The 17,072-nt window shown below is 59.3% G+C and carries 15 protein-coding genes; 11 read left to right on the top strand and 4 right to left on the bottom strand.

What is annotated here, in order from left to right; genetic code table 11:
- The first annotated feature begins 315 nt into the window (after positions 1 to 315).
- The 3 genes from xseB to dxs are packed head-to-tail and all read left to right on the top strand — an operon-like array spanning position 316 to position 3,397.
- The gene (gene xseB, locus NAT21_RS01235) at positions 316 to 603 is read left to right on the top strand and encodes an exodeoxyribonuclease VII small subunit (protein WP_250935047.1); all 288 of its coding nucleotides are present in this window, start codon (positions 316 to 318) and stop codon (positions 601 to 603) included.
- Positions 603 to 1,478 (top strand): (2E,6E)-farnesyl diphosphate synthase, encoded by an 876-nt coding sequence (gene ispA, locus NAT21_RS01240; protein WP_250935048.1) that lies wholly within the window; start codon positions 603 to 605, stop codon positions 1,476 to 1,478. The genes xseB and ispA overlap by 1 nt, the downstream gene beginning before the upstream one ends.
- Positions 1,479 to 1,489: 11 nt before the next feature.
- Entirely contained in the window at positions 1,490 to 3,397 is a 1,908-nt protein-coding gene (dxs, locus tag NAT21_RS01245) for a 1-deoxy-D-xylulose-5-phosphate synthase (protein ID WP_250935049.1), read from the top strand.
- Positions 3,398 to 3,465: 68 nt separating this feature from the next.
- Here the strand turns inward: dxs and NAT21_RS01250 are convergent, their stop codons facing one another.
- The 3 genes from NAT21_RS01250 to ribA all read right to left on the bottom strand — a co-directional run bounded on the left by NAT21_RS01250 (position 3,466) and on the right by ribA (position 5,419).
- A complete protein-coding gene (locus tag NAT21_RS01250) occupies positions 3,466 to 3,948 on the bottom strand; it encodes an acyl-CoA thioesterase (protein ID WP_250935050.1) in 483 nt (160 codons plus the stop codon).
- 99 nt (positions 3,949 to 4,047) lie between these two features.
- Positions 4,048 to 4,740, bottom strand: coding sequence for a PAQR family membrane homeostasis protein TrhA (trhA, locus tag NAT21_RS01255; protein ID WP_250935051.1), 693 nt, complete (start codon positions 4,738 to 4,740; stop codon positions 4,048 to 4,050).
- Positions 4,741 to 4,783: 43 nt separating this feature from the next.
- Complete coding sequence (gene ribA / locus NAT21_RS01260; RefSeq protein ID WP_250937942.1) at positions 4,784 to 5,419, bottom strand: GTP cyclohydrolase II; 636 nt, start codon at positions 5,417 to 5,419, stop codon at positions 4,784 to 4,786.
- 266 nt (positions 5,420 to 5,685) lie between these two features.
- Here ribA and hemE point away from each other — a divergent pair, with 266 nt between their 5' ends.
- The 3 genes from hemE (at position 5,686) to speE (ending at position 8,063) form a co-directional block, all read left to right on the top strand.
- On the top strand, positions 5,686 to 6,747 hold the full coding sequence (hemE, locus tag NAT21_RS01265) for a uroporphyrinogen decarboxylase (RefSeq protein ID WP_250935052.1): 1,062 nt from the start codon (positions 5,686 to 5,688) through the stop codon (positions 6,745 to 6,747).
- Complete coding sequence (locus NAT21_RS01270; RefSeq protein ID WP_250935053.1) at positions 6,740 to 7,084, top strand: VanZ family protein; 345 nt, start codon at positions 6,740 to 6,742, stop codon at positions 7,082 to 7,084. Before hemE ends, NAT21_RS01270 begins: the two co-directional genes overlap by 8 nt.
- 115 nt (positions 7,085 to 7,199) lie before the next feature.
- Positions 7,200 to 8,063, top strand: a complete 864-nt coding sequence (gene speE / locus NAT21_RS01275) for a polyamine aminopropyltransferase (protein ID WP_250935054.1) — start codon at positions 7,200 to 7,202, stop codon at positions 8,061 to 8,063.
- 71 nt (positions 8,064 to 8,134) lie between these two features.
- Here speE and NAT21_RS01280 read toward each other — a convergent pair whose 3' ends face one another.
- A complete protein-coding gene (locus NAT21_RS01280; protein ID WP_250935055.1) occupies positions 8,135 to 10,411 on the bottom strand; it encodes a mechanosensitive ion channel domain-containing protein in 2,277 nt (758 codons plus the stop codon).
- A 225-nt stretch (positions 10,412 to 10,636) separates the two neighbouring features.
- On the opposite strand from NAT21_RS01280, the gene NAT21_RS01285 reads away from it, so the two are divergent.
- From NAT21_RS01285 to NAT21_RS01305, 5 genes are all read left to right on the top strand, one after another.
- Entirely contained in the window at positions 10,637 to 12,625 is a 1,989-nt protein-coding gene (locus tag NAT21_RS01285; protein WP_322974108.1) for an acetoacetate--CoA ligase, read from the top strand.
- A 227-nt stretch (positions 12,626 to 12,852) separates the two neighbouring features.
- Positions 12,853 to 13,887, top strand: a complete 1,035-nt coding sequence (locus tag NAT21_RS01290; protein ID WP_250935056.1) for an amino acid ABC transporter substrate-binding protein — start codon at positions 12,853 to 12,855, stop codon at positions 13,885 to 13,887.
- A 79-nt stretch (positions 13,888 to 13,966) separates the two neighbouring features.
- The gene (locus NAT21_RS01295) at positions 13,967 to 15,157 is read left to right on the top strand and encodes an amino acid ABC transporter permease (protein WP_250935058.1); all 1,191 of its coding nucleotides are present in this window, start codon (positions 13,967 to 13,969) and stop codon (positions 15,155 to 15,157) included.
- 2 nt (positions 15,158 to 15,159) lie between these two features.
- Positions 15,160 to 16,260 carry an amino acid ABC transporter permease gene (locus tag NAT21_RS01300; protein WP_250935059.1) on the top strand — a complete coding sequence of 367 codons (1,101 nt, stop codon included), beginning with the start codon at positions 15,160 to 15,162 and terminating at the stop codon, positions 16,258 to 16,260.
- Between the two features lie 38 nt (positions 16,261 to 16,298).
- Positions 16,299 to 17,063 carry an amino acid ABC transporter ATP-binding protein gene (locus tag NAT21_RS01305; protein ID WP_407658244.1) on the top strand — a complete coding sequence of 255 codons (765 nt, stop codon included), beginning with the start codon at positions 16,299 to 16,301 and terminating at the stop codon, positions 17,061 to 17,063.
- The last annotated feature ends 9 nt before the right edge of the window (positions 17,064 to 17,072 follow it).

Below are 17,072 nucleotides of genomic sequence, written 5' to 3' on the forward strand. Positions count from 1 at the left end.
GCTCGGAAACGCGAAGGCGTGCAATGCAGTAACAGACACGCTTCATACGCTGGCGAGGCCGCAGCGGAGAGGTATTCTACCATAGCCTCGAGATGCTGCTATGAACATGGCTCACGCGCCACATGAGGCGCTATCATTCGGGAGCCGGCGGCATGTCGCCGGGTATCGGGATAACCGACGTCGCTGTTCAGTCAGGCTGATGGCATGACATGGGGGCGGGCAGCGCCGACACCGGCGATGTGGTGTGTATAATGGCTGCATCATAAACGCATCCATCCGCGATGGATCACTTTCCGTGATGCAGTGAGAGATGACATGGCTGAACAGGATGTGACGCCGCCCGAGGCGCCCGATTTTGCCGCCACTCTGGCGGAGCTTGAAACCGTGGTTACCCGGCTTGAGTCCGGGGAGTTATCGCTCGAGGATTCACTGACCGCCTTTGAGCAGGGTGTTCGCCTGACGCGGACGGCCCGTGAACGTCTGACCACCGCCGAGCTGCGGGTACAGGCGCTGATGGAACAGGGCGATGGCCGGGTTCAGGAGACGCCTCTGTCCCGGGATGCCTCGGCCACGACGGATGACGACCGGCAAGGAGGCCGTTAATGCGGGTAGAAGCGTTGATCAATGACGGGCGCGTGCGTGTCGAGCGTGTGCTGCTCGACACCCTGCGTGCTTCCCCCTGCCCCGAGGGGCGGCTTGAAGAGGCCATGCGCTACAGCGTACTGGGGGGCGGCAAGCGACTGCGTCCGGTACTGGTGTACGCCGCCGGCCAGGCCGTTGGCGGCGACATGTCGGATATGGATGCGCCGGCTGCCGCGGTAGAGCTGATTCATGCCTACTCACTGGTACACGATGACTTGCCGGCGATGGATGATGATGACCTTCGTCGCGGCCAGCCTACCTGTCACAGGGCATTTGACGAGGCGACGGCTATACTGGCCGGTGACGCCCTTCAGACTCTGGCCTTCGAGACCCTTGCCGAATCGGGTCACCCGCGGGCCATGGCAATGTTTCGGACGCTGGCCCGGGCCTCGGGTCGACGCGGCATGGCCGGTGGTCAGGCGCTGGACCTTGGCGCCGTCGGCCGTGAAATCACGCTGGATGCGCTGACCGATATACACCGTCACAAGACCGGTGCCCTGATTGAGGCGGCGCTGGTCATGGGCGGACTGACGGCACTTGAGGAAGACGATGAGCGTCTGGAAGCCTTGCGCCGTTACGGGCGTGCAATTGGTCTGGCATTCCAGGTGCAGGACGATATTCTGGATGTGACCGGCGATACCGCCATTATCGGCAAGATTCAGGGCGCCGATGCCCTGCGCGACAAGCCGACCTATCCCGCGCTGCTTGGCCTTGATGAGGCACGACACAAGGCGCAGGCCCTGCTCGATGAAGCCCTTGACGCTCTCGCTGTGCTGGGTGACGCCGCGCACCCGCTGGCAGCACTTGCACGCTACATGATTGAACGCGATCACTGATACCCATGCCCATGAAGCAGTTTGACACCATACCCACAGAGCGTCCGACGACGCCCTTGCTCGATCGCATCGACACCCCCGAGGCGTTGCGTCAGTTTTCCGAGTCACAGCTTCGACAGCTGGCGGACGAACTGCGTCTGTTCCTGCTCTATACCGTCGGACTGACCGGCGGACATTTCGGCGCCGGGCTCGGCGTGGTCGAGCTGACGACGGCCCTGCATTACGTGTTCAATACACCGCATGACCGGCTGGTCTGGGATGTGGGCCATCAGGCCTACCCGCACAAGATCCTGACCGGTCGCCGTGATGCCATGGCGACCATACGTCAGCTGGGCGGGCTGGCTGCGTTTCCCAAACGTGATGAGTCGGAATTCGACACCTTTGGGGTGGGACATTCCAGTACGTCGATTTCTGCCGCGCTGGGCATGGCCCTGGCGGCCCGCGGCCAGACGCCGCCACGTCGTGTGTGTGCGGTGATCGGTGACGGCGCGTTGACTGCGGGGATGGCATTTGAAGCGCTGGCTCACGCAGGTCATGTCAATGCCGACATGCTGGTGGTGCTGAATGACAATGAAATGTCGATTTCCGAGAACGTCGGCGGCATTGCGACCTATTTGTCGAGCATCCTTTCCAGTGCGCCGTACCTGTCGGTGCGCGAAGGAGGCAAGCGCGTGCTGTCACATCTACCGGGAGCGCTCGATATTGCCCGGCGTACCGAAGAACACGTCAAGGGCATGGTCAGCCCGGCCACGCTGTTCGAGGAAATGGGCTTCAACTACACCGGGCCGATCGACGGGCATGACCTGCCACGGCTGGTCAAGACACTGGCCATGCTCAAGGACCGGAAAGGGCCCCAGTTTCTGCATATCGTGACCCGCAAGGGGCGCGGGTTTCTGCCAGGTGAAGAGGATCCGATCGGTTATCACGCCATTACCAAGCTGGAGAAGGAGCCGGTATCTCCGGCAGCGACTCAGGCGGCTGCACCTGCCGCTGCGCGGCCCAGAAAATACTGCAATGTCTTTGGCGAATGGCTGTGCGACATGGCCGCGGCTGATAAGCGGTTGATGGGCATTACGCCGGCCATGCGCGAAGGATCTGATCTGGTGCAGTTCTCGAAGGACTACCCGGAACGCTATTTCGATGTGGCCATTGCCGAGCAGCATGCGGTAACGCTGGCAGCAGGCATGGCCTGTGAAGGCGCCAAGCCGGTCGTCGCCATATATTCCACCTTCCTGCAGCGTGGCTACGATCAGCTGATTCATGATGTGGTGGTTCAGGGCCTCGACGTGACCTTTGCCATCGACCGGGCGGGCCTGGTTGGTGAGGATGGTGCGACCCACCACGGTACGCTGGATCTGTCGTTTCTACGCTGTATCCCGGACCTGGTCATTCTGGTTCCCTCGGACGAGGCCCAGTGCCGGCAGATGCTGACAACTGCCTATGAATACAATGGGCCGGCTGCCGTGCGCTATCCGCGTGGCACCGGGCCGGGTACGCCGTTGAGCGAAGCACTCGATACCATTGAAATCGGCCGAGCCCTGACGGTGCGTGAAGGCAGTGAGATCGCCCTGCTGGCCTTCGGCAGTCTCACCGTGCCTGCTGCCATTGTGGCAGAGCGGCTGAACGCCACTCTGATTGATATGCGATTCGTCAAACCGCTGGATCGTGAGGCCATTCTGGCAGCGGCAGCGTCTCACTCGTTGCTGGTGACGCTTGAAGAGAATGTGGTGGCCGGTGGTGCCGGGGCAGGTGTGGGCGAATTGCTGGCCGAGGAAAACGTACAGGTACCGCTGCTTCATCTGGGTATTCCGGATCGCTTCATCGATCATGGCAAGCCGGCGGAGTTGCTGAAGGAGTGCGGGCTGGATGTGGACGGCATCGAAGCGGCCATTCGCCACCGTCAGTCCCTGATGTCCTGATGACATCGTTCAATGGCATCAAAAAAGGCCCGTATCTGCGGGCCTTTTTCTATTGGAGTGCGGTGGCTTTAACTGCCATCACGCAGTGCCTGTAGCCGCTCGTCCATTTCCTTGCGCAGTTCGCGCCGTTTTATTGCAGAGTCATAACGCTGGCGGGCTACATCATCCTCAGGCTCGATCGCCGGTACCTGCAGCGAGCGGCCATTGTCGTCGACGGCGACCATGGTGAAGTAGCAGCTGTTGGTGTGGCGTACCACCCCCTGGTGTATATCTTCGGCAATTACCTTGATACCCACCTCCATGGAAGACCGGCCGGTGTAATTGATGGCGCCCAGAAAGGTCACCAGCTCGCCGACATGTACGGGCTGGCGAAACATGACCTGGTCAACGGACAGGGTAACCACATAGGTGCCGGCCCAGCGACTGGCACAGGCATAAGCGACCTGGTCCAGCAGTTTGAGCAGGGCGCCGCCGTGAACCTTGCCCGAGAAATTGGCCATGTCAGGTGTCATCAGCACCGTCATGGTCGTTTGGTGACGAGGGGTATCCATAGTGAGTACAGGGCTCATGTTGTTATAGAGAGTAGCGAGCGCAGCGGGGGGCTGCAGGGCAAGTGTCGCATGTCCTGTCAGCAAATGTGAGGCTGTCTGTCAGCTGGAAGGATAGGGGTAGCTTAATACGCCATGGTATATCGCCAGAAAATGACACACGCTGCCGCCCAGCACGAACAGGTGCCAGATGGCGTGCCCATAGGGGATGGCGCTGATGGCGTAAAACACGACGCCCACGGTATAGATGATGCCACCGGCAATCAGCAGGCGAACGCCTTCGGGAGACAGCGAGGCAACCATCTGGTCTGTAAAGAACACCATCAGCCAGCCCATGACCAGATAAATGGTGACGCGAAGGGCTTCAAGGCGATAGGGCCAGCAGGCCTTGACCACGATGCCGAAAATGGCCAGCCCCCAGACAGCGGCAAAGAGTCCCCAGCCTGTGGGGCCGCGCATGTTGACCAGCACGAACGGTGTATAAGTGCCGGCAATCAGCAGATAGATCGCACAATGGTCCAGATGCTGAAACAGCCGTTTCAGGCGAGGGCGGCGCGTAAAGTGATATACCGTCGAGACAACATACAGGGCAATGAGGCTGGCGCCATACAGGGAAATACTGACAATCTTCCATGGATCAACCCGAGCCGCCACGCTGGCCATGACAATCAGTACCGTAAGTCCGGCAATACTGAGAAGCGCCCCGACAGCGTGCGAGGAGGAGCTGAGCCACTCCTCCAGCCGGGTGTATTCTTCCTCGAAGCGCTCTATCGGATGAGTTCCCTGCTTGTCCATGGTGCTGCTCCCCCTTGCCAGTCCCCGGGGGCAGAATCAGGGGTTACTGGCGTCGATCCGTATCGACCGATGCTGCCAGTGTAAACTCCTCCAGCCCCATCATATGACCCATTTTACCGGCCTTGGTGGTCAGGTAATGCTCGTTGTGAGGATTCCGCCCGGCCGTGATGGATACCCGTTCGACCACATTGACACCCTGTTGTTTCAATCCGTCGACCTTGCGGGGGTTGTTGGTCATCAGACGCAGCCCCTTTATGCCCAGATGATCGAGCATGGGTGTACAGATATCGTAGCGGCGAAGGTCGGCAGCAAAGCCCAGGGCCTCATTGGCTTCTACGGTATCAGCGCCTTCATCCTGAAGGTGATAGGCCCTGATCTTGTTCAGCAGTCCGATTCCCCGGCCTTCCTGGCGCAGATAGAGCAGGGCGCCACGCCCCTCTTCGGCGATCCGCTTGAGCGCTGCCTGCAGTTGGTATCCGCAGTCACAGCGCATTGAAAACAGCGCATCACCGGTCAGGCATTCGGAGTGCACCCGTGCAAGCACCGGGTGGCCGTCATCCACATCACCCAGCGTCAAGACAACGTGGTCCTTGCCGGTTTCGGTATCCTCGAACCCGTGCATGGTAAAGGTGGCCCAGGGGGTAGGCAGGCGCGAGGCCGCTATATAGTGAATGGTCACGTTCACCTCAGTGGTATTGAGCATGTCATCCCGGAGGCGGGGACAAAGCAATAGTGTAACAAGAACAGACGGCCCCCTCATTGGCTTCAGAGGGCAAACCATTCTGCAGGTCCCCCGGAAATTAATATAGATACTGTATAAATGCGCTATTTAGTTGAAATAGATCGTGAGGATGGCATCGATAGGGCAATTGTTGGGCCTGATTCAGGCCAAACGCGGGCGTCTCCGTTACACTGGGACGACATTTATGCCTGAGAGCTTATTGCATGACGCTTAAGAATGATCGTTTTCTTCGCGCCCTGGCTCGCCAGCCAGTGGATCGCACCCCTGTGTGGATGATGCGTCAGGCCGGACGCTACCTGCCGGAATACCGCGAAGTGCGTGGCCAGGCGGGCAGTTTCATGGACCTGTGCCGCGACCGCGACAGGGCCTGTGAAGTAACCCTGCAGCCGCTGGAGCGGTATGACCTCGACGCTGCCATTCTGTTTTCGGACATCCTGACCATTCCTGATGCGATGGGGCTGGGACTTTATTTCGAGACCGGTGAGGGCCCCAAGTTCTCCCATCCGGTGCGCACGCGCGAGGCGGTCGAGACACTGACGGCCCCGGACGCCGAGCGTGATCTTGATTACGTCATGAATGCCGTGCGCACCATTCGACATGAACTGAATGGTCGTGTGCCACTGATCGGCTTTTCCGGCAGTCCCTGGACGCTGGCGACCTACATGGTGGAAGGCGGTTCCAGCAAGGATTTTCGTCATATCAAGTCAATGCTTTATGGCGAACCCGAAACGCTGCACCTGTTGCTGAGCACCCTGGCGGATGCGGTAACCGATTACCTCAATGCCCAGATCCGTGCCGGCGCGCAGGTCGTGCAGATCTTTGATACCTGGGGCGGCGCGCTGTCCACGCCGGCCTATCAGGCCTTCTCGCTGGATTACATGACACGGATCGTCAATGGCTTGATTCGCGAGCATGACGGGCGCCGTGTACCGGTAATCCTGTTCACCAAAAACGGTGGCCAGTGGCTGGAGCAGATTGCAGACAGTGGCGCTGACGCGCTCGGCCTTGACTGGAGCACCGAGCTTTCCGGTGCTCGGGCACGGGTCGGGGATCGTGTTGCCCTGCAGGGCAACCTTGATCCGAACGTCCTGTTTGCCAAACCGGCGGCCATCCGGGCCGAGGTCAAGCGCATCCTGGACAGCTTCGGGCCGGGAGAAGGGCATATCTTCAATCTGGGGCATGGCATTTCCCAGTTTACGCCACCTGAGCACGTCACCGCCTTCATTGACGGTCTGCACGAAATGAGCCCGGCGTATCATGGCTAGCCATACGCTCTGGAAAATGGCTGCCGGGGGCTGGGCGATGGCCATTGCCATCGGCAGTCTGATGCCTGGCGATGACCTGCCGTCGCATCTGCCATGGGACAAGCTTCAGCATGGGCTGGGCTACGGCATGCTGGCCGCGCTGTTATATGCGGCCGGGCTGACCCGGCTGCAGGCATTGATGAGCGCCTTTGTGTTCGGCGTTGCCATCGAGTATGGCCAGTGCCTGGTGCCCGGCCGCATGGGGGGAGACTGGGAGGATATTCTGGCCAATACCCTGGGCGCACTGGCCGGCCTGGTGCTGGCCACGATTATCCGGCTGTACCGGCAGCGCCGATAAACACGCTTTTCTTTTCCTGTACCGGCGGCTAAGGTGCGCCGGGACACAAGGCGTCACCTCCCGGGGTGACCGGAACGAACGAGCCGCCAGGGGCGGTATGCAGGAGTCAGGGTAGATGAGTGAGCAGCCGATGGATGGGTGGTTTACCGAGGTATTCGATCAGCAGGGCAGCGCCATTGCGCTCCGAGTGACTGAAAAACTGCTGGATGTGACCTCGCCCTATCAGCATCTGGAAGTCTTCGAGACCGAGACGCACGGCCGGCTGATGGTGCTGGATGGCTGCGTCATGCTGACGGATCGTGACAACTTCCTGTACCACGAAATGATGTCGCATCCGGTGCTGTTTACTCACGCCGCGCCAAAGCGGGTCGTGATTATCGGCGGCGGGGACTGCGGTACGCTTCGTGAGGTGTTAAAGCACCCCGGTGTCGAGAAGGTGACGCAGATCGATATTGATGAGGAAGTGACCCGGGCTGCCGAACGCTTTTTTCCGACGCTGGTCGAGCGCAATGACGATCCACGGGCAGAGCTTCTGTTCGAGGATGGCGTCAAATGGGTCGATAACTGCCCTGATGAAAGCATCGATGTCATGATCATCGACTCGACAGACCCGGTCGGCCCTGCCGAAGGCCTGTTCAAGACCGATTTTCTGACGCGGTGCCATCGCATCCTGGCTCCGGGTGGCGTGATGGTGCAGCAGAGTGAATCACCGCTCTACCACACCGGCACCATCATCCGGGAGCTGCGTCGTGACATGCGCGCTGCCGGTTTTGACAGTGTGGCCACTCTGCCTTTCCCGCAGCCGACTTATCCGTCCGGCTGGTGGAGCTGCACGCTGGCCGGCAAGGGCTGCGATACGGCAACGTTTCGCAGTAACGATGCCGACAGCGCGGATCTGGCACTTGAGTATTATAGTAGCGCTCTTCATCAGGGGGCTCTGGTATTGCCGCCGTTCATGCGGCGCCAGCTGGTAGAGTGAATGTGGCAAAATAAATAGGTAGCAAGGAGCGGCTCAATGAGCCGCCCTTTTTTTATCCGGCCTCTTTGCTGTCAGGTCGGATCCTCCCCGTGTGAGGGGCCTCGCACCGGGCCGTCGCCGAGGAACGGGCCGTTCGAGGTGGCCCCGGAGTGATGCAGTGGGGCGGTGCCCTGCACGGGATCGCCACTTTCCATCTGAATGCTCATGCGCGACATGGCCATGTTGATGCCGTCATTTTCCATACGGCGCTTGAGGCGCAGATTGAATTCGCGAGCGACTTCCCATTGTTTTACCGGTGATGTTCTGAACTGTGCCCTGAGAATGGCGGCGCCGTTATCAAAGCTGTCGATGCCCTGAAACTCCAGGGGCGACCAGATATAAAAGCGACCAAAGGTTGCCTGCCGAAGCTCATCGGCCACTTCCTGCACCATCTTCATGGCGTCATCGATCTTCAGCTCATGGGGGATGCGAATGCGGAACAGGGCAATGCCGAATTCGCGGGAGTAGTTCTGAATCGACTTGATCTGACTGAACGGAATCGAATGCACGATACCGTCCAGGTCACGCAGCCTGACGGTTCGAATACTGAGCTTTTCGACCGTCCCCATATGACCGCCGACATCAACGAAATCATCGATGGCCAGCGTATCCTCGATCAGAATGAACACACCGGTAATCAGGTCCTGTACCAGGGTCTGTGCCCCGAAACCTACGGCCAGACCGATGACACCGGCACCGGCCAGCAGCGGCGTAACGTTGACGCCCAGATTGGCCAGCACCACGATCAGGGTGATGACCGAAATGGTGACAAACACCACATTGCGAATGAGAGGGGCAATGGTCTGGGCCCGGGTACTTTGATGGCGTCCCCGGTGGGTCTTCATGGTGGACTTCAGCGCCTGCTGAATGGCGGTATCCAGCACGATCCATACCAGCCATGCCAGCAATAGCGTGGTGCCAAGACTTAAAAGGCTATGCGCGACGTACTGCCAGAGGGTCTGGGGGTCACGGGCCTGGGTCAGGCTGTACCCCCATAGCTGCAGTGCAATCTCGAGAAAGATCACCCAGCTGATCAGCTGCAGGACGGTATAGCCGAAGCGGCTCAACCGCCGCCAGTAAAGTGAATAGCGGCGGCGCTTGCCTCGCGGACGCTCCTGCTCACGATGACGACGGATAACCCCGTTGATGATCAGCACCACCACCAGCAGCCCGGCGGTAAAGACGGCCTTGGCAAAGGCCGAACGGGCATCGCCGCTGAGCGTGATCACTGACAGGAACAGCGCTGCCACGAACAGAGTGGCCGGAATATGCCAGATGCGCCCCAGGGCATACATCAGCACCATGGCATTGCTTCGCTGCTTTCGCTGCGGATACGGACTGTTTTGAATCAGGTGGCGAATGGGGCGCTTGAAGCGAATGATGAAGATGCCGGTAATGACCACGGCAGCCAGATTGGCCATTTCCGATAAAAAGGATCCCAGATTGTTACCGACCAGCTGCCGTACTTCGTCGGCATTGGCCGCATCACCCAGCGCGGCCAGCGCTCCGATGACAAACAGCCGTCCCAGAGCGCGCTGGCGCAGCAGGCGCTGTGCAATTCGACGGTGACCATAGCCGAACAGCGAAAAGATGATCTCGCATATCAGCCGGAACAGCAGCCCGGCCAGGGAGACGTAGGCCATGACCATGCCCAGCGTAATGCCGGCCGAGGCAGGAAGCAGCGAGGCAATGCCCAGGGTGGCGCCGAAGGCAATGCTCCAGGGCAGTGCACGGCGCAGGAAATAGCGCAGTACGGCAATGAAGGCCGGCTCTTCCGGCAGGGAAATATCCCATGAGTAGTAGCGCGCCAGTACCCGAACCAGCCATTTGAGCCCCCAGCCGATGCCGAACCAAATACTGATGGTCATCAGGAAATGGCTGAGCAGGCGTCCGGCTCCCACGCTCAGTGTCATCCGCGAGGTCAGATCCTGGCCGGCCTTGATGGCCTTGAGCTTCCAGCGCGCGAGAAAGCCGGTGCGGTCCTGACCATCGAAGGTGCTGATTGAACTGGCCAGCGCACCCAGCAGACCCGAGGAACCGGTGTCGGCGTCCTTTCTTTGCTCGTTGGCCTGCTGTAGTTGCTTGAGGCTTTCCAGCAGGGCCTGGCGCTGCTGATCGTTTTCAAGCGTCGAGATCACCTGACTCAGCGAGTCGTTCAGTGCCCCGGCGGACGGCGCATCCGTCGAGGCCGTCTGGCCGGGCAGTGTGCCTGCACCGGGGATCGCCGCCTTGGCGGGCAGCATGACCACAAGGCACAGCAGGAATATCAACAGGATAGAAAGGCGCTGCAGACCGGGAAGGACGTGCATGGTAGTTCCAGTATGGGAGTTCAGGAAAACGCCCGGTCATGCGGGCGAAGGACAGGGGCTACTTTGACATGTTCCCTGTCACGCGCCCACCCTGAAAGAGCATTGCGTCCCACGGGAGGTTTTGCACTACAGTGATTTCAAGAGCCGGTTCCATTGAATGGCTCAGGAGTGCTGCGGCACCCCCTTGTCACCGGCGGTAAACGCCTTACCAGGGAGTCATGTGTGATGTCCGAATATGATTCATCCACCTCGATGGAAGAAGCCTTGTGGTACCCCGAGCCCGGGCGGGTCAAGGCGACGCAGATGAGTGCGCTGATGCGCCGCATCGAGCGGGATCATGGTGTGGCGCTGCCTGACTATGCTGCGCTTCATGCCTTCAGTGTCGAGCATCTCGAGACGTTCTGGTCCGAGCTGTGGGGTGATTTCAATGTGATCGCTGACACGGCCCCGGACCATATCCTGACCTGGGCCGATGGCGAGGAAGGGCGAATGGAACGGGCCCGCTGGTTCGAGGGAAGCCGCCTCAACTATGCTGCCAACTGTCTGTGGCGCCGTGATGAACATACGGCCCTGATCTGCCGCGATGAGCGCGGCCGCCATCGCGCGCTGAGCTATTACGCGCTCTATGATCAGGTCGCCCGCCTGGCCAGTGCTCTCGACAAGGCGGGTGTGACCGCCGGGGACCGCATTGGCGGGGTAGTGCCCAACAGTGAGCATGCCGTCATTGGTCTGCTGGCTTCGGCAAGTCTGGGGGCCATATGGTCATCCTGTTCGCCTGATTTTGGCGAGGCCGGCATCCTGGACCGCTTTGGTCAGATTGAGCCACGCATCATTCTGGCCTGTGACGGGTATAGCTGGAATGGCAGGCATATTGATATCCGTGAGCGGGTCGGGAAGGTCAGTGAGGCGCTGGACAGTGTGACGACCACGGTGGTGTTCGGATTTTATGAGGATACCCCGGACATTTCAGCCATTCCCAAGGCAGTAAGCTGGGATCATTTTCTGGATGGGGAGGCCGCCGAGATCGATTTCCGATCACTGCCCTTTGATCATCCTCTTTATATCCTTTATTCCTCCGGAACTACCGGGGCTCCCAAGTGCATCGTGCATGGCGCCGGTGGTTCACTCCTGCAGCATCTGAAGGAGCACCGGCTGCATACCGATCTGGATCAGGATGATGTGCTGTTTTTCTACACCACCTGCGGCTGGATGATGTGGAACTGGCTGGTCAGTGGACTGGCCACGGGAGCCACACTGGTGCTGTTTGACGGCATGCCGCTGAGCCCGGGGCCGGAAGTACTCTGGGATATCATTGAAATCGACCAGGTCAGCGTGTTCGGCACCAGTGCCCGTTATATCGCAGCCTGTGAAAAGGAAGGGCTGGCACCGGACAAGAGTCATGACCTGGTGCATCTGCGAGCCATCCTGTCGACGGGCTCGGCCCTGTCGCATGAATCCTTCGACTATGTGTATCGCGAAATCAGGCAGGATCTGATGCTGTCTTCCATTTCAGGCGGTACGGATATCGTGTCCTGTTTTGCCCTGGGATGCCCGATCCGCCCCGTTTATCGTGGTGAACTGCAGTGTCTGGGGCTTGGCATGGATGTGGCCGTTTTCAATGATGACGGCCAGCCGGTGAGCGGCGAGAAGGGCGAACTGGTATGCAGAAAGCCGTTTCCCTGCATGCCGGTCGGTTTCTGGAATGACCCCGATGGAGAGCGTTATCACGAGGCGTACTTCTCTGAATTCGACAATATCTGGGCTCATGGTGACTTTGCCGAGCTGACAGACAATGACGGTCTGGTGATTCATGGACGCTCGGATGCCCTGCTCAAACCCGGCGGCGTGCGTATCGGTACGGCAGAAATCTATCGTCAGGTCGACCGGGTCGACAGTGTTCAGGAAGCGCTGTGTATCGGCCAGCAATGGGAGGGCGACATTCGTGTGGTGCTGTTTGTGACCATGAAATCCGGTCATGCGCTGAACGATGAGATTGCCGAGGAGATTCGCCAGACCATTCGTACCCATGCCACCCCTCGGCATGTGCCCGCCATTATCATCGAGGCACCTGAACTTCCTCGTACCCGTTCCGGCAAGCTGGTTGAGCTGGCGGTCAGCCATGTAGTACATGGCCGGCCGGTCAAGAATCGGGAGGCCCTGGCCAACCCGGAATCACTGGCCTTCTTCGATGGACTCGACGCGCTGGCTTCATGAACGATAGTGGTGCACCAGCGCGTTTGCGCTGGTGCACTTCCCCCTTTCCGGAACCTTTTTGAATTCACTGTTTGTCCTGATGCGTCTGCCATACCCGGCTGATTGGGCCCTTTTTTGTCGAATCTTCATGATTTTGCGAACAGGTGGCTGAAAGTGGAACGCCCCTTGCAATGATCATGGGAGATGGTGCAACTGATGTTCCATTTTTCAGCACAAGGGATTTATTCATGATCAACAAGAACAATCAGGTCCTTTCTTTTGCTGCATTGACAGGTATTGCCCTGCTGGGGGCTTCTGCCATGGCTCAGGCCGCCACGCTTGATGAGGTCAAGGATCGTGGCCAGGTGCGTTGTGGCGTCAGCGATGGTCTGGCCGGATTCTCGTCGCCGGATTCAAAGGGCAAATGGCAGGGGATTGATGTCGAGGTCTGCAAGGCAGTCGCGGCGGCCGTTTTGGATGACCAGAACAAGGTGGCGTTTGCTCCCCTGACAGCCAAGGAGCGTTTCACGGCCCTGCAGTCGGGTGAGGTGGATGTGCTGTCACGCAATACGACCTGGACGGCGTCGCGCGACAATAGCATGGGGCTCAACTTTGCCGGCGTGAACTTCTACGATGGCCAGGGGTTTCTGGTCAAGAAGTCCTTGGGGGTCAGCAGCGCCAGGGAGCTGGATGGTGCATCCATCTGCGTCAACTCCGGTACCACGACCGAGCTGAATCTGGCCGACTATTTCCGCGCACAGGACATGCAGTACAAGGCCGTGGCCTTTGATGAAATGTCGCAGACCGCGCAGGGGTTCGACAGTGGCCGCTGTGATGCCCTGACGTCCGATTCGTCGCAGCTGGCCGCCTTGCGTCTGCAGCTAAAGGAACCGGACAGTGCGGTAATCCTGCCCGAGCGTATTTCGAAGGAACCGCTGGGCCCGGTGGTTGCCCAGGGGGATGATCAATGGTTCGACGTGGTCAAATGGACCCTGTTCGCCATGCTTGATGCTGAAGAGCTGGGTGTTACCAGCAGTAATGTCGATGACATGCGTGACAACCCGCCCAATCCCAATGTGGCACGTCTTCTGGGCAAGGACGGTAACTACGGTGAGCAGATGGGGCTCTCCAACGCGTGGGCCTACAACATCATCAAGCAGGTCGGCAATTACGGCGAGGTCTATGACCGGACGGTCGGCAAGGACTCTCCGCTCGATATTCCGCGCGGTATCAACGCCCTCTGGAACAATGGTGGCATTCAGTACGCGCCGCCGATTCGTTAATCCCCTGCTGGGGCGCCGCCCGTAAAGGGCGGCGCGTTCATGCCTTTTCCGATTAACGACCTCTCACCGGAGAGCCTGCATGCTGCGTCCTTTCGATTCTCTCCCCCGGCGCGGGCGAGGGCCCCTGTGGCGTGATCCGGCGGCCCGCGCGCTGGTATTTCAGGTGCTTTTGCTGATCGGGCTGGCCTCGGTCATCGGGTTGCTGGTTCACAACACGTTGCAGAATCTTGATGCCCGAGGCATCAATACCGGGTTTGATTTTCTGGATAACCGTGCCGGGTTTTCCATTTCCCAGACCCTGATTTCCTATGATGGCAACAGCACCTATGGGCGTACGTTTGTCATTGGGTTGCTCAATACCCTTCTGGTCTCGGCACTCGGTATTGTCGCGGCGACCATCATCGGGTTCACCGTGGGCATTGCCCGCCTTTCTCCCAATTATCTGCTGGCGAAGCTTGCCACGGTCTATGTCGAGCTGTTTCGCAATATTCCGTTGCTGCTGCAGATTCTGTTCTGGTATATCGCCGTTATTCGAAGCATGCCATCACCCCGTCAGAGCCTGTCTCTGGGGGATATGGTGTTTCTGAATGGTCGAGGCCTGTTCGTCCCCGCGCCAGAGCCCCAGACCGGATTCTGGTTCAGCGTGGCAGCACTGCTGGCAGGTAGCGTGGCGGCCATGCTGATGGCGCGCCATAACCGGCAGCGACAGTCGCGCACCGGCCGACGGCTGCCGATGGGATGGATCATTCCGGCTTTGGTGCTCGGACTGCCTGTGATGGTCTTCCTCGTGTCGGGTAGCCCGCTGCAGTGGGATGTTCCGGCACTCAAGGGATTCAATTTCAGTGGTGGCCTGACGGTACTGCCGGAATTGCTGGCGCTGTGGATTGCGCTGTCGATCTATACCGCCGCCTTTATTGCCGAAATCGTGCGTTCCGGCATTCAGTCGGTCCCGAAGGGGCAAACCGAGGCTGCCAGGGCCCTCAGCCTGCCGCCGAGACTGACCATGAACCAGGTGATCATCCCGCAGGCCATGCGCGTCATCATTCCTCAGATGACCAGTCAGTACCTGAACCTGATCAAGAACTCCTCTCTGGCGACAGCGATCGGTTATCCGGATCTGGTCGCCGTCTTTGCCGGCACCACGCTCAATCAGGTGGGGCAGTCGGTTGAAATCATGGCCATGACGATGGCGGTGTATCTGGTACTGAGTCTTCTCGTGTCCTTGCTGATGAACATATACAACGCGCGTACGGCGCTCAGGGAGCGCTGATCATGGCGACATCCTTTTTTCGCGAATCACTGATTTCTCCTCGCAAGCCGCCGGTCTCCCGCCAGGGCCTGCGGGGCTGGCTGCATGAAAATCTGTTTTCGGGTCCCGTCAACAGCCTAGTGACGCTTCTGGTCGGGGCCTTGGCCATCTACGCCCTGGTGCCTGTCATCGAGTGGGCGTTGATCAAGGCCCAGTGGGTGGGGGACAGCCGCGCCGATTGTAGTGGTGATGGGGCCTGCTGGGTCTATATCGAGACGCGGCTTGGCTCGTTGATCTACGGGTTTTATCCCGAGGCGCAACGCTGGCGTGTCGATATCGTGTTCGTGCTGTTTGTGGTGCTGGGTATCTGGCTGATGGTGCCTGCCGTGCCCGGCAAGAAAGTAGCGGCGCTGGTGGGGCTGCTGGTTTTCCCGGTGGTGGCCTTTTTTCTGCTGTCCGGCGGGTTCGGGCTGGAGCATGTTCCCACGCGGCGCTGGGGCGGGTTGATGCTGACACTGGTCATTGCTTCGGTCGGCATTGTCGGGTCGTTGCCGCTGGGTATTGTGCTGGCGCTGGGGCGGCGCTCCAGCATGCCGCTGGTCAGGGGCGTATGTGTCGTATTCATCGAGTTCTGGCGTGGTGTACCGCTGATCACGGTGCTGTTCATGGCCTCTGTCATGTTTCCCCTGTTCGTGCCGGAGGACTTCAACATCGACAAGCTGTTGCGGGCGCTGGTGGGGATCATGCTGTTCTGGAGTGCCTACATGGCTGAAGTGGTTCGCAGCGGGCTGCAGGCCATACCATCCGGGCAGGGTGAAGCCGGGGCGGCACTGGGATTGGGGTACTGGCAGCGCATGGGGCTGGTCGTGTTGCCTCAGGCGCTCAAGCTGGTCATTCCCGGGATCGTCAACACATTCATTGCGCTGTTCAAGGATACGACGCTGGTACTGATCATCGGTCTGTTCGACTTTCTGGCGCTTATCAAGGCCGGTACCAGTGATTCAAGCTGGCTCGGGTTTGCCATCGAAGGCTTCGTGTTTGCCGCGCTGGTGTACTGGATCTTCTGCTTCGGAATGTCCCGGTACAGTCAGTTCATCGAGCGCCGGCTTTATCGAGGCCATTGACCGGTGTGTCCCACGAGAATAATGAAAAGGAGGGCGTTATGGGCAGTGTGCAGACTACTTCATCGGATATACCCATGATCGAGCTTCAACGGCTCAACAAGTGGTATGGGGAGTTTCACGTTCTCAGGGATATCGACCTGACGGTACGCAAGGGGGAGCGGATCGTGATCTGCGGGCCGTCAGGCTCGGGCAAGTCCACCATGATCCGCTGCATCAATCATCTGGAGGAACACCAGGCGGGCGATGTCATCGTCAATGGTATAACCATGACGCGGGACGTGAAGCGGGTTGAACAGATTCGTCGGCACGTGGGCATGGTGTTTCAGCACTTCAATCTGTTTCCGCACCTGAGTGTGCTGGACAACTGCTGCCTGTCGCCGGTCTGGGTCAAGAAGACACCGCGTAAAAAGGCCGTTGATACTGCAATGATGTATCTGGAGCGCGTGAAAATTGCCGACCAGGCACACAAGTATCCTGGGCAGCTGTCAGGAGGACAGCAGCAGCGAGTAGCGATTGCCCGCTCCCTGTGCATGCATCCTGACGTGATGCTGTTTGATGAACCGACCTCGGCCCTGGACCCGGAAATGATCAAGGAGGTGCTGGATGTGATGATCGAGCTGGCCGAGGAGGGAATGACCATGCTGTGTGTCACTCACGAAATGGGATTTGCCAGAACCGTGGCTGACCGGGTGATTTTCATGGATGAAGGCCAGATCATCGAGGAAAACGACCCCGAAACCTTCTTTAACCATCCCCGGTCGCCGCGCACCAGGGCCTTCCTCGGCCAGATTCTCGGCCACTGACCGCCTGCC

It is taken from the genome of Larsenimonas rhizosphaerae, from assembly GCF_023700005.1.
Taxonomy (GTDB): Bacteria; Pseudomonadota; Gammaproteobacteria; order Pseudomonadales; family Halomonadaceae; genus Larsenimonas; species Larsenimonas rhizosphaerae.

Coding starts and splice junctions, on each gene's coding strand:
- xseB (WP_250935047.1), top strand. CDS start 316: ATGGCTGAACAGGATGTGACGCCGCCCGAGGCGCCCGATTTTGCCGCC.
- ispA (WP_250935048.1), top strand. CDS start 603: ATGCGGGTAGAAGCGTTGATCAATGACGGGCGCGTGCGTGTCGAGCGT.
- dxs (WP_250935049.1), top strand. CDS start 1,490: ATGAAGCAGTTTGACACCATACCCACAGAGCGTCCGACGACGCCCTTG.
- NAT21_RS01250 (WP_250935050.1), bottom strand. CDS start 3,948: ATGGATACCCCTCGTCACCAAACGACCATGACGGTGCTGATGACACCT.
- trhA (WP_250935051.1), bottom strand. CDS start 4,740: ATGGACAAGCAGGGAACTCATCCGATAGAGCGCTTCGAGGAAGAATAC.
- hemE (WP_250935052.1), top strand. CDS start 5,686: ATGACGCTTAAGAATGATCGTTTTCTTCGCGCCCTGGCTCGCCAGCCA.
- NAT21_RS01270 (WP_250935053.1), top strand. CDS start 6,740: ATGGCTAGCCATACGCTCTGGAAAATGGCTGCCGGGGGCTGGGCGATG.
- speE (WP_250935054.1), top strand. CDS start 7,200: ATGAGTGAGCAGCCGATGGATGGGTGGTTTACCGAGGTATTCGATCAG.
- NAT21_RS01280 (WP_250935055.1), bottom strand. CDS start 10,411: ATGCACGTCCTTCCCGGTCTGCAGCGCCTTTCTATCCTGTTGATATTC.
- NAT21_RS01285 (WP_322974108.1), top strand. CDS start 10,637: ATGTCCGAATATGATTCATCCACCTCGATGGAAGAAGCCTTGTGGTAC.
- NAT21_RS01290 (WP_250935056.1), top strand. CDS start 12,853: ATGATCAACAAGAACAATCAGGTCCTTTCTTTTGCTGCATTGACAGGT.
- NAT21_RS01295 (WP_250935058.1), top strand. CDS start 13,967: ATGCTGCGTCCTTTCGATTCTCTCCCCCGGCGCGGGCGAGGGCCCCTG.
- NAT21_RS01300 (WP_250935059.1), top strand. CDS start 15,160: ATGGCGACATCCTTTTTTCGCGAATCACTGATTTCTCCTCGCAAGCCG.
- NAT21_RS01305 (WP_407658244.1), top strand. CDS start 16,299: ATGGGCAGTGTGCAGACTACTTCATCGGATATACCCATGATCGAGCTT.